The 11941-nt window shown below is 68.9% G+C and carries 10 protein-coding genes and 1 tRNA gene; 5 read left to right on the top strand and 6 right to left on the bottom strand.

What is annotated here, in order from left to right:
* The 6 genes from G6N19_RS02855 to G6N19_RS02830 form a co-directional block, all read right to left on the bottom strand.
* A complete protein-coding gene (locus tag G6N19_RS02855) occupies positions 1 to 1092 on the bottom strand; it encodes a PPE family protein (protein ID WP_013828227.1) in 1092 nt (363 codons plus the stop codon).
* Positions 1093 to 1108: 16 nt separating this feature from the next.
* Positions 1109 to 2230 (bottom strand): PPE family protein, encoded by a 1122-nt coding sequence (locus G6N19_RS02850; RefSeq protein ID WP_013828228.1) that lies wholly within the window; start codon positions 2228 to 2230, stop codon positions 1109 to 1111.
* Between the two features lie 618 nt (positions 2231 to 2848).
* Entirely contained in the window at positions 2849 to 3766 is a 918-nt protein-coding gene (locus G6N19_RS02845) for an LLM class F420-dependent oxidoreductase (protein ID WP_013828229.1), read from the bottom strand.
* Between the two features lie 93 nt (positions 3767 to 3859).
* Positions 3860 to 4630 carry an emopamil-binding protein gene (locus G6N19_RS02840; protein WP_041317456.1) on the bottom strand — a complete coding sequence of 257 codons (771 nt, stop codon included), beginning with the start codon at positions 4628 to 4630 and terminating at the stop codon, positions 3860 to 3862.
* Between the two features lie 97 nt (positions 4631 to 4727).
* Positions 4728 to 5060: a DUF732 domain-containing protein gene (locus G6N19_RS02835; protein ID WP_013828231.1), complete on the bottom strand. Its 333-nt coding sequence runs from the start codon at positions 5058 to 5060 to the stop codon at positions 4728 to 4730.
* Between the two features lie 132 nt (positions 5061 to 5192).
* Positions 5193 to 5265: transfer RNA gene (locus G6N19_RS02830), tRNA-Arg, on the bottom strand.
* 112 nt (positions 5266 to 5377) lie between these two features.
* Here G6N19_RS02830 and argS point away from each other — a divergent pair.
* The 5 genes from argS to thrB are packed head-to-tail and all read left to right on the top strand — an operon-like array spanning position 5378 to position 11805.
* Complete coding sequence (gene argS / locus G6N19_RS02825; protein ID WP_013828232.1) at positions 5378 to 7024, top strand: arginine--tRNA ligase; 1647 nt, start codon at positions 5378 to 5380, stop codon at positions 7022 to 7024.
* A 50-nt stretch (positions 7025 to 7074) separates the two neighbouring features.
* A complete protein-coding gene (lysA, locus tag G6N19_RS02820; RefSeq protein ID WP_193466287.1) occupies positions 7075 to 8439 on the top strand; it encodes a diaminopimelate decarboxylase in 1365 nt (454 codons plus the stop codon).
* Positions 8440 to 8462: 23 nt separating this feature from the next.
* Positions 8463 to 9776 (top strand): homoserine dehydrogenase, encoded by a 1314-nt coding sequence (locus G6N19_RS02815; protein ID WP_041319662.1) that lies wholly within the window; start codon positions 8463 to 8465, stop codon positions 9774 to 9776.
* Positions 9773 to 10855 carry a threonine synthase gene (thrC, locus tag G6N19_RS02810; protein ID WP_193465714.1) on the top strand — a complete coding sequence of 361 codons (1083 nt, stop codon included), beginning with the start codon at positions 9773 to 9775 and terminating at the stop codon, positions 10853 to 10855. Before G6N19_RS02815 ends, thrC begins: the two co-directional genes overlap by 4 nt.
* Positions 10855 to 11805, top strand: a complete 951-nt coding sequence (gene thrB, locus G6N19_RS02805; protein ID WP_193465713.1) for a homoserine kinase — start codon at positions 10855 to 10857, stop codon at positions 11803 to 11805. Before thrC ends, thrB begins: the two co-directional genes overlap by 1 nt.
* Positions 11806 to 11941: the final 136 nt, after the last annotated feature.

Below are 11941 nucleotides of genomic sequence, written 5' to 3'. Positions count from 1 at the left end.
TCAGCCGCCCACCGCCGGCCGCGGCATCCGGTAGCGCCGGTCGCGCATGCGCAGCACCGGATACCCTTTGCGGCCGGCGCCCAGGGCCCGCACCGGGGCCGCGGGCGCCAGCTGCCGCGACGACGACGGGCGCCCCGGTTCCTCCGATGACGCCAACGGCTGGGTGGCTGCGGCCAGTTGGACCTGCTGCACCGCCGAGACGTTCGCCGGCGCCGCCGGCCAGCTGGACGGCACCGACAACCCGCCCACCGGCGCGGCCTGCCCGACACCGGCCAACACCAACGCCGGTGCGCCGGCGCCGAATTGGGCGGCCGCAACCGCGGCTGCCGGGGCCTTGGCGGCCGCCGACGCGGCGGCCGGAAGCAATGCCAGGATCCAGTTGCCCATCTGACCCGCGGTGCGGATGGAGTCGGCGGTGAAACGCGCCGGGTTGGTCACGGTGTTGAGGGCGCCGGTAGTGCTGACCGTCGAGGACACCAGCGCGGCCATCGGGTCCGACTGTGTCGCCGTGGCGGTGGCAGTGGCGTGCGCGACCGCTGCGGCCTGGCCGGATTGCCCTGCCGGACTGGTGGTTTGCCGAGGCTGCTGAAACGGGGAGAGCGTGGCCGCGGCCGACGAGCCGGCCGCGTAGGCGTACATCGCGGTGGCATCCTGGGCCCACATCGCGGCGTAGGCGGCCTCGGTGGCGGCGATCGCCGGGGTGTTCTGCCCGAAGAAGTTGGTGGCGATCAGGGTGGCCAGCTGGACCCGGTTGGCGGCGACAACGGGTGGCGGCACCGTTGCGGCGAAAGCGGTTTCGTAGGCGGCCGCGGCGGCACGGGCCTGATTGGCGGTCTGCTCGGCCAGCGTCGCGGTGGCCGACGCCCAGGCGACATAGGGGGCCGCAGCGGCGATCATCGCCTCAGCCGAGCCACCGGACCAGGCGTGGCCGTGCAGTTCGGACAGCGTCGAGGAGTAGCCGGTCGCAAACGATTCCAGCTGCCAGGCCACGGCGTCCCAGCTCGCGGCGGCGGCCAGCATCGGACCCGAACCCGGGCCCGAATACATCAAGGTCGAATTGACCTCGGGAGGAAGCATCCCGAAATCCACCATGGAGAGTCCCTGCCGGTTATCCGCCGACCGAGGGGCGCGGCATGGCGAAGCGCTTCGGCCCCACCCGCAGGATGCTGCTGACGGTGGAGCGCCCAGCGCCACCGGCCGCCGCTCCCATCGCCGCCGCCGGCGCGGCCATCATGCCGCTCGCCGGAGCCTCCTCCCAGGAGCCGGTTGCGGCCAGCTCGGCTTCGGACAGGAACAGCGGCTCCTCGCTGGCGGTGGCGATCGGTGCGGTGTCGGCCCAGGCCTTCGGCACCGACAGCTGACCGATCGGCGAGGCGGTGCCCATGCTGGCGGTGCTGCGCACCAGCGACGGCCCCGCCTGCACCGCCGAGGCCATGCCGGCGGCGGGAAGGACCGCCGGCACGGCGGCGGCCGCGGCCTTGGGCGCCGAGCCGCCGACCGCCTTGGCCAGGGCGGTGAAGAAGCTGCCCGCGTTGGTCACGGTGCGGCTCATGGCGGTGGCGAAACCGACCGGGCCGCTGAGCGTGTTGAAGGTGCTCGCCCCGTCGATGACGCCGTCGGCCGCCGACTGGCTGCCCTGCGAGGCCGCCGCGGTGCCGAGGGCGGCCGCCGGTGCCAGTGCCTGGCTGGCGGCCGCGGCGGAGTTGGTGGTCTGCGGCGGCTCCTGGAACGGTGCCAGCTGGGTGGCGGTATAGGCGGTGGTGGCGTAGCCGTGCATGGCCGCGGCGTCCTGCGCCCACATCTGGGCGTAGGCGGCTTCCAGGGCTGAGATCAGCGCGGTGTTCTGCCCGAAGATATTGGTGGCCACCAGATTTGCCAGCTGTGTGCGGTTGGTGGTGACGACGGCCGGTGGAACCGTTGCCGCACGGGCGGATTCGTAGGCGGCTGCGGCGGCACGCGACTGGGTGGCGGCATGCTCGGCTTGCGTTGCGGTCTGGCTCACCCAGGCGATGTAGGGCGCTGCGGCGGCGAGCATCGCCTGGGAGGAGGCGCCCGTCCACCCTTCATCCTGCAGTCCGGTGAGCGTGGTCGAGTAGCCCAGCGCGAACGCGTTCAGCTGTCCGCTCAACGCATCCCAGGCCGCCGCCGACGCCAGCAGTGGCCCCGAACCTGGTCCGGTATACATCTGGGTCGAGATGACCTCGGGCGGCAGAATCCCGAAATCCAGCATCAACGAAGCCTTTCCTCGAACGCATCGGATGATGCGCAGCCGGTGAGATCGGCAGGCGAGGTGAAGGATCAGCCGAAAAGGGCTGTGGCCTACCGAATTGATTCGTGGCGGTTATGCACGCGGCGACATCGCCTGGTTCCGCCGGCGGCCCGGATCTCGCATTCCAACTGTGTTGTCATGGGAATCGGGTGCTCGCTTTTCGGTAGTGCTTTCTGGTTGGCCACGACGTTAGACGCGGGTTGCGCGAAATCGCTCCCGGCACGTGGGCGCGTGCGATGACAAGAAGGCTTCAGCGGCGTGGGCAGCGTCATCGCCGAATCGCTCATTCAGGCCGACAAATGTGCTGCTACCTGCATGGATGCGGCGAATTCCGGTCATGCCCGGTGCGGGGACGCCCGTCTTGCGTACCGCCGCGGGGTTAAAAATCAGCCTGCAATAAACCGGTTTGTGCGCAGGTAGGCGCCCCGGAGCGGGATCTTCACTGGTCAGTCTGGTTTCGCCGCCCGGCGCGCTCGGCGAACGCGTCCAGCGCGGCGAGCACTTCAGGAGAACGCCACACTTGCGTAAGTGAAGTTAACGAGGTCGGTTGACTTCACTTACGTAGGCGGATGCGCGCGGTCAGGCGTCGAACACCGTGCGCAACGCGGCGCCGACGTCAGCGATCACGCCCGGGGTGTAGCCGGGAATGTTCATGGTCACCCCGCCGACCCCGGCATCGAGCACCTTGGTCTTGATCTGCTCGGCGATCGACTCGGGGCTGCCGGCCACCATCCGCTGGCTCATCGCGTCGGGAATCTGGTCGGCGCTGACGTTCTGGCCGGCCAGCGCGGTGAGCAACATGGTGGTCTCCAGCGTGGCCGGGTCGCGGCCGATCGCCTCGCAGCTGCGCTGCACCGCGGCCATTTTCGCGGGCAGCTCGTCGAAGCCGGCGATGATGTTGAGGTGGTCGAAGTGGCGGGCCGCCAGCGGAATGGTCTTCTTCTCGCCGCTGCCACCGATCAGCAGCGGAATGTGGTCGCGGAAGCGGGGTTCGGCCATCGCCTCGCGGGCGCGGTACCACTTGCCCTCGAAGGTCGGCCGTTCGCCCTTGATCATCGGCAAGATGATCTCGAGTGCCTCGTCGAGCCGGTTGAACCGGTCGGTGAAGGTGCCGAACTCGAAACCCAACTGGTCGTGTTCGAGCTCGAACCATCCGGTGCCGATGCCCAGCACCGCCCGCCCGGAGCTGATGACGTCCAGGGTGGTGATGATCTTGGCCAACAGCGCCGGGTTGCGGTAGGTGTTGCCGGTGACCAGCGTGCCCAGCTGGACGCTTTCGGTCGCGGTCGCCAGCGCACCCAGCGCCGTGTAGGCCTCGAGCATCGGCTGGTCGGGAGAGCCCAGCATGGGCAGTTGGTAGAAGTGGTCCATCAGGAACACCGCGTCGAACCCGGCGGCCTCGGCCTCCTGGGCCTGGGCGATGACGGTCGGGAACAGCTTTGAAACGTCGGTGCCGTAAGAGAAATCGGGGATCTGGAAGCCAAGGCGGATCGTCATTCGTTTGACCCTAGGGGTCGCGGGGGCTTGTCCGGCGGGAATTTCGCTGGGCGCGAACCGGGTCAGCCATCGCACGCCGCGGGGCCGACGCGGCTAACCGCCGTCTCGCACGTCCGCGCGTCGGGTCAGGTGGTCGATCTGCAGATAGGTCGCATAGACCACCAGGGGCGGCAGCACGATGAACGGCACGTTCTCGCCGATGAACTTGAACCAGAAACCCCAGCTGCCTTGGCCGATGTCGGCGAACCCGGCGCCCACCTCACTGAGGAAGTAGACCGCGGTGCTGCTCATCAGCACGGAGATGCCGACTGCCACCACCCACAGGCAGCGGATACGGGACTCCAGCGGCAGCGAGGAGCGCAGCAGCTTGGTCCACATCACGAAGACGGTGATCCCGGTGCTGACCCCGACCACTTCGAGAGCGAACACCCACGGATTGCCGCTGACGTAGCGGGTGTCGGCCAGACCGTATTGCCACCACAGCCACTTGAAGCCCGGATCGTCGGTGGGCCCCCACCAGCCCAGCGGCTGACCGATCAGGAACATCAGCTCGTAGCCGATCTGGCTGGCCGCGGTGAACGGGATGTAGAACAAGGTCAGCTCGGCGGCCCGGTCCAGTCGGGTGCGCTGCTCGCCGGGCGCATCCCAGAGGATCACGAACGGCAGCAGCATTACCGGGATCCCGAAGACGATGTTGGCGATCACATCCACCTGGAAGCTGGCGGGGATGATGCGCAGACTGACCGCGATGGTCAGCAGCAGAAACATGCCCAGGACGAATAGCGCGACGCCGGTATAAATGCGCAGCCGATGCGGCGCCCAGGGCCGGGCGAAATCGGTCTCGTGTTCCTGCACGGCAGTCATCGTCGTCGCCCTTCGCCGCATAGTCTCAACTACTTGTTATTGCGGGGCAGTCTAACCGGGTGGGGCCGCCGCTTTTCGCCGTTTCGGGGCTCCCTTCTCACCACCGCCACAAGTACTGCGGACACTGCCCCGCGACGACGGACCGGATGTACACCCGCGCATCAGCCGGCGTCGCATCCGGGCCGAGCACCTGGCGCACCGTCACCGACGATTCCAGGGTGCTGGGCGTGTTCCCGGCAGCGAGTAGGCGACAGATCGCGTCGCCGGCCGGGTCGGCGTGAGCAGTCGCGGTGCTCATCACCGCGACTGCCGCCAACATGGCGGGAATGAGCCACTTGGTGGCCGCGCCGTTCCGCCGACGATAGGTCCGGGCAACCGGGTCGCTGCGCGCTGCACCGACGGTCTCTGGTTCTTTGAGGGTGTTCGGCATACTCGGCAGCTTGCCACCGGGGCCTGACAGTGTCTCGACGACGAACAGGGCCGCGTTGACCGATGGTTCGGCTCCCGTGTTCTTGGGGCCACACCGCATGTTGCACGGACTTGCATTCGTGCTGGTGGAAAGTGCCCCCGGCAGGATTCGAACCTGCGGCCTTCTGCTCCGGAGGCAGACGCTCTATCCCCTGAGCTACGGGGGCGCACGAACTACGGGCGCCAAAGTGGGCTCCGACAGACTAACGCATGAAACCGAGAGTCCAAGAACCGGACGGATTCGGGTCCTGACCACGTCAGACCATAGGATGGAGCCTCGTGACCCCCGCCGATCTGGCCGAATTGCTCAAGACCACCGCCGCCGCGGTGCTGGCCGAGCACGACCTGGACACCGCCGCGCTGCCCGCGACGGTGACCGTGGAGCGGCCGCGCAACCCCGAACACGGCGATTACGCCACCAACCTGGCGCTGCAGCTGGGTAAGAAGGTCGGCGTCAACCCGCGTGAGTTGGCCGGCTGGCTGGCCGAGGCGCTGACGGAGGCCGACGAGATCGCCTCGGCCGACACCGCCGGTCCCGGCTTCGTCAACATCCGCCTGGACGCCTCGGCGCAGGGCACCATCGTGGCCAACATCGTGGAAGCCGGCCAGAGCTACGGCCACTCCCAAGAGTTCGACGGCCTCAACGTCAACCTGGAGTTCGTCTCGGCCAACCCCACCGGCCCCATCCACATCGGCGGCACCCGCTGGGCCGCGGTCGGTGACGCGCTGGGCCGGCTGCTTTCCACGCAGGGCGCGGCGGTCACCCGCGAGTACTACTTCAATGACCACGGCGCCCAGATCGACCGGTTCGCCAACTCGCTGATCGCCGCCGCCAAGGGCGAGCCGGCCCCCGAGGACGGCTACGCCGGCGCCTACATCACCGACATCGCAGCCCAAATCCAGGCCAAGGCCCCCGACGCGCTGAGCGGCCCCGACTCCCAGGAGACGTTCCGCGCGATCGGTGTGGACCTGATGTTCAGCCACATCAAGGAGTCGCTGCACGACTTCGGCACCGACTTCGACGTCTACACCCACGAAGACTCGATGCACACCTCCGGCCGGGTCGAGCAGGCCATCGAGCGGCTGCGGGCCAACGACAACATCTACGAAAAGGACGGCGCCACCTGGCTGCGCACCAGCGCCTACGGTGACGACAAAGACCGCGTCGTGATCAAGAGCGATGGCAAACCCGCCTACATCGCCGGCGATTTGGCCTATTACCTGGACAAGCGTGAGCGTGGCTTCAACCTGTGCATCTACATGCTCGGCGCCGACCACCACGGCTACATCGCCCGACTCAAGGCTGCCGCGGCCGCCTTCGGCGACGACCCGGCGACCGTCGAGGTCTTGATCGGCCAGATGGTCAACCTGGTCCGCGACGGCCAGCCGGTCAAGATGAGCAAGCGCGCCGGCACCGTCATCACCCTCGACGACCTGGTCGAGGCCATCGGCGTGGACGCCGCCCGCTACAGCCTGATCCGTTCCTCGGTGGATACCCCGATCGACATCGACCTGGCGCTGTGGTCCTCAGCCAGCAACGAAAACCCGGTCTATTACGTGCAATACGCCCACGCGCGGCTCTCCGCGCTGGCCCGCAACGCGGCCGAACTGGGCCTGGCCCCCGACACCGCCAACCTCGGACTGCTCACCCACGACAAGGAGGGCACGCTGATCCGCAACCTGGGGGAGTTTCCCCGGGTGCTCAAAACCGCTGCCGCGCTGCGTGAACCGCACCGGGTGTGCCGCTATTTAGAAGACCTCGCCGGTGACTACCACCGGTTCTACGACAGCTGCCGGGTGCTGCCGCAGGGCGACGAAGCGCCGGCCGAGCTGCACACCGCGCGGCTGGCGCTGTGCCAGGCCACCCGCCAGGTGATCGCCAACGGGCTGGGCATTCTCGGCGTGAGCGCACCGGAGCGGATGTGAACGTCCACCCCGCCGGCCCGCGCCACGCCGAGGAGATCCACCACGACGGTCTGCCGCCGCGGCCGCAGACCTCCCAGGAACTGCTGGAGCTGGCGCCGAATGTGTGGCCCCGCAATGCCGTTCGCGACGACGACGGCCAAGTGAGTATCGCCGGGGTGAAGGTCACCGACCTGGCCGCCGAATACGGCACGCCGCTGTTCGTCGTCGACGAGGACGACTTCCGGGGCCGCTGCCGTGAGATCGCCCAGGCCTTCGGCGGCGGCGACCACGTGCACTACGCCGCCAAGGCCTTCCTGTGCAGCGAGATCGCCCGCTGGATCGACCAGGAAGGGCTGGGCCTGGACGTCGCCACCGGCGGCGAGCTGGCCGTCGCGCTGCATGCGGGCTTCCCGGGGCCGCGAATCACGATGCACGGCAACAACAAATCGGTCGCGGAGCTGCAGGCTGCGGTCGATGCCGGCGTCGGCCACATCGTGCTCGACTCGCTGATCGAGATCGAACGCCTCGAGGCCGTGGCCGCCGCGGCCGGGATCGTGCAGGACGTGCTGGTGCGGGTCACCGTCGGCGTGGAGGCGCATACCCACGAATTCATCTCCACCGCACACGAAGACCAGAAGTTCGGCCTGTCGCTGGCCAGCGGTGCGGCGATGGGTGCCATCAGAAAGGTTTTCGCCACCGACCATCTGCGCCTGGTGGGCCTGCACAGCCACATCGGTTCGCAGATCTTCGACGTCGCCGGCTTCGAGCTGGCCGCCCACCGCGTCATCGGCCTGCTGCGCGACGTGGTCGCCGAATTCGGTGCCGCCTTGGCCGCACAGCTGTCCGTCATCGACCTGGGCGGGGGGCTGGGCATCTCCTACCTGCCGCAGGACGATCCGCCCCCGATGGACGAGCTCGCCGGCAAACTCGCCGCGATCGTGCGCGACGAATCAGCCGCCGTCGGCCTGCCGACGCCGCAACTGGTCGTCGAACCCGGCCGGGCCATCGCCGGTCCGGGCACCATCACGCTCTATGAGGTCGGCACCGTCAAAGACGTCGACGTCAGCGCCACCGCACGCCGCCGCTACGTCAGCGTCGACGGCGGTATGAGTGACAACATCCGCCCCGCGCTCTACGACGCGCACTACGACGTCCGGCTGGTGTCGCGAGACGGCACCGCCCAACCGGTCGCGGCGCGCATCGTCGGTAAACACTGCGAGACCGGCGACATCATCGTCCGCGACACCTGGGTTCCCGAGGACCTGGTTCCCGGTGACCTGGTCGCCGTGGCCGCCACCGGGGCGTATTGCTACTCGATGTCGAGCCGCTACAACCTGCTCACCCGTCCGGCGGTGGTGGCGGTGCGCGACGGGAAGGCTCGCCTTATGCTGCGCCGGGAAACCGTCGATGACCTGATCAGCCTGGAGGTGAGGTGAAAGTGTCCGATGCGAATGTTCCGGTGAGCCCGGTGGGTGTCGCTGTGCTGGGACTGGGCAACGTCGGCAGCGAAGTCGTCCGCATCCTCGAGGCCAGCGCCGATGACCTCGCCGCCCGGATCGGCGCGCCGCTGGTGCTGCGCGGCGTCGGGGTGCGCCGGGTGGCGGATGACCGGGGCGTGCCCGTCGAACTGCTCACCGACGACGTCGACAGCCTGGTGTCCCGCAGCGACGTCGACATCGTCGTGGAGCTGATGGGCCCGGTCGAGCCGGCCCGCAACGCGATCCTGTCGGCGATCAAACACGGCAAGTCCGTCATCACCGCCAACAAGGCGCTGCTGTCACGGTCCACCGGCGAGCTGGCCGAGGCCGCCGAAACCGCGCGCGTGGACATGTACTTCGAGGCCAGCGTCGCCGGCGCGATCCCGGTGATCCGGCCGCTGACCCAGTCGCTGGCCGGTGACACCGTGCTGCGGGTGGCCGGCATCGTCAACGGCACCACCAACTACATCCTGTCCGAGATGGACTCCACCGGCGCCGACTACGCCAGCGCACTGGCCGATGCGAGCGCACTGGGCTACGCCGAGGCCGACCCCACCGCCGACGTGGAGGGCTACGACGCCGCCGCCAAGGCCGCGATCCTGGCCTCGATCGCCTTCCACACCCGGGTGACCGCCGACGACGTCTACCGCGAGGGCATCACCAACATCACCCCCGAGGACGCGGCCGCGGCGCGCGCGCTGGGCTGCACCATCAAACTGCTGGCAATCTGCGAACGCATCTCCAGCCGCGGCGGCCAGCAGCGGGTCTCGGCGCGGGTCTACCCGGCGCTGGTGCCGCTGGAGCACCCGCTGGCCACCGTCAACGGCGCCTTCAACGCCGTGGTGGTCGAGGCCGAGGCGGCCGGCCGGCTGATGTTCTACGGGCAGGGCGCCGGCGGTTCCCCGACCGCCTCGGCGGTCATGGGCGACCTGGTGATGGCGGCCCGCAACCGGGTGCAGGGCGGTCGCGGACCGCGCGAGTCCAAATACGCCCAATTGGCCATCGCGCCGATCGGCGACGTCCAGACCCGCTACTACGTGAGCATGGACGTCGCCGACAAGCCGGGTGTGCTGGCCACCGTCGCAGCCGAGTTCGCCGCCCACGAGGTGAGCATCGCCGAGGTGCGCCAGGAAGGCGTGACCGACGAAGAAGGCCAACCGATCGGTGCCCGGATCGTGGTGGTCACCCACCGCGCCGCCGAATCGGCGCTGTCGGAAACCGTTGCGGCGCTGGCAGAACTGGATGCGGTACAGCAGGTCGCCAGCGTGCTACGACTGGAAGGAACAGACCAGTGAGCTCCACCCGCACGGCGGTCCACCAGCCCTGGCCCGGCCTGATCGGCGCCTACCGCGACCGGCTTCCCGTCGGCGACGACTGGACACCGATCACGCTGCACGAGGGCGGCACCCCGCTGATCCACGCCAAGCGGATCTCCGAACAGCTCGGCTGCACGGTGCACCTCAAGGTGGAGGGGCTCAACCCCACCGGTTCGTTCAAGGACCGCGGCATGACGATGGCGGTCACCGACGCGGTGGCCCGCGGCCAGCAGGTGGTGCTGTGCGCCTCGACCGGCAACACCTCGGCGTCGGCGGCGGCCTACGCCGCGCGGGCCGGCATCACCTGCGCGGTGCTGATCCCGCAGGGCAAGATCGCGATGGGCAAGCTGGCGCAGGCGGTCATGCACGGCGCCAAGATCATCCAGATCGACGGCAACTTCGACGACTGCCTGGAGCTGGCCCGCAAGATGGCCACCGACTTCCCGACCATCTCGCTGGTGAACTCGGTGAACCCGGTGCGCATCGAGGGCCAGAAGACCGCGGCGTTCGAGATCGTCGACGCGCTGGGCGCCGCGCCGGACGTCCACTCGCTGCCGGTCGGCAACGCCGGCAATATCACCGCCTACTGGAAGGGCTACCGCGAGTATTACGCCGACGGCCTGACCGACAAGCTGCCCAAGATGCTCGGGACGCAGGCCGCGGGCGCGGCGCCGCTGGTACTCGGTGAGCCGGTCAAGAACCCCGAGACCATCGCCACCGCCATCCGCATCGGCTCGCCGGCATCCTGGACCCAGGCCGTCGAAGCGCAGGTGGATTCCGGTGGGCGGTTCCTGGCCGCCACCGACGAGGAGATCCTGGCCGCCTACCACCTGGTGGCCGAGTCCGAGGGTGTCTTCGTGGAGCCGGCGTCGGCGGCCAGCATCGCCGGGCTGCTCAAGTCAGTCGAAGACGGCTGGGTGCCGCGCGGTTCGACGGTGGTGTGCACCGTCACCGGAAACGGGCTCAAGGACCCCGACACCGCGCTGCGGGATCTGCCCGAGGTCACCGCGGTTCCCGTCGACGCGGCCACCGTGGTCGCCGAGTTGGGGCTGGCCTAGTGGTTCAACTCTTACCGACCGGGTTGACGGCCAGCGTCGCGGTGGCGGCGTCGAGCGCCAACCTGGGCCCCGGCTTCGACAGCCTCGGGCTGGCGTTGGGACTCTACGACGAGATCATCGTCGAGACGATCGATTCCGGCCTGGTTGTCCACGTCGAGGGCGAGGGCGCCGGCCAGGTTCCGCTGACCGCGGATCACCTTGTCGTCCAAAGTATCCGGCGGGGGCTTCAGGAAGTCGGGGCCGACGTGCCCGGAATGGTGGTGCGCTGCCGCAACGCCATCCCGCATCAGCGGGGACTGGGCTCCTCGGCGGCCGCTGTGGTCGGCGGGCTGGCCGCGGTCAACGGACTTGTCGCACAACTTGATCAGCCGGGGCTGTCGGAATCCCACTTGGTCCAGCTGGCATCGGAGTTCGAGGGCCACCCCGACAACGCCGCCGCCGCCGTGCTCGGTGGCGCAGTGGTCGCCTGGACCGCGAACCGGGCCGACGGCAGGGGGACCGCCTATTCGGCGGTGCCGTTGCGGCTGCACCCCGACATCCACCTGTTCCCGGCGATACCGCAGCTTCGTTCGTCGACCGCCGAGACCCGCATGCTGCTGCCCGAGCAGGTCAGCCACCGCGATGCCCGATTCAATGTCAGTCGCACCGCGCTGCTGGTGGTGGCGCTGACCGAGCGGCCCGATCTGCTGCTGGAGGCAACCGAGGACCTGCTGCACCAGCCACAGCGCGCCGCGGCGCAGCCCGAGTCCGCGCAGTACCTGCAACTGCTGCGGCAGCATGGAATCGCCGGTGTGCTGTCCGGTGCCGGGCCCGCGGTGATCGCGCTGAGCACCGCACCCGAACTTCCCGCTGAGGTGCTTGAGGCACCAGCGGCGCGTGGGTTCACTGTGACGCAGCTGCGTGTCGGTGATGCGGTCAAGTGGAATTCCGGCGTGGTGGTGCGCGGTTGAGGCACGCCGCGCCGCATTTGTTGCGCGAGCCACTCAAGGCGGCTATCCTCGGTCCCGTCCCGCATTCGCGGCATCAGCACCTGACTCAGACTGCGATGTCACTGGGACGCCACCAAATTCTTCTCGTAGCTGACGG

It is taken from the genome of Mycobacterium novum, from assembly GCF_010726505.1.
Taxonomy (GTDB): Bacteria; Actinomycetota; Actinomycetes; order Mycobacteriales; family Mycobacteriaceae; genus Mycobacterium; species Mycobacterium algericum.
This window is presented reverse-complemented; position numbering and strand designations above follow the sequence as displayed.

Bases quoted from the DNA above. Each gene is read 5' to 3' on its own strand.
- G6N19_RS02855 (WP_013828227.1), bottom strand. From the start codon at position 1,092: ATGGTGGATTTCGGGATGCTTCCTCCCGAGGTCAATTCGACCTTGATG.
- G6N19_RS02850 (WP_013828228.1), bottom strand. From the start codon at position 2,230: ATGCTGGATTTCGGGATTCTGCCGCCCGAGGTCATCTCGACCCAGATG.
- G6N19_RS02845 (WP_013828229.1), bottom strand. From the start codon at position 3,766: ATGACGATCCGCCTTGGCTTCCAGATCCCCGATTTCTCTTACGGCACC.
- G6N19_RS02840 (WP_041317456.1), bottom strand. From the start codon at position 4,630: ATGACTGCCGTGCAGGAACACGAGACCGATTTCGCCCGGCCCTGGGCG.
- G6N19_RS02835 (WP_013828231.1), bottom strand. From the start codon at position 5,060: ATGCCGAACACCCTCAAAGAACCAGAGACCGTCGGTGCAGCGCGCAGC.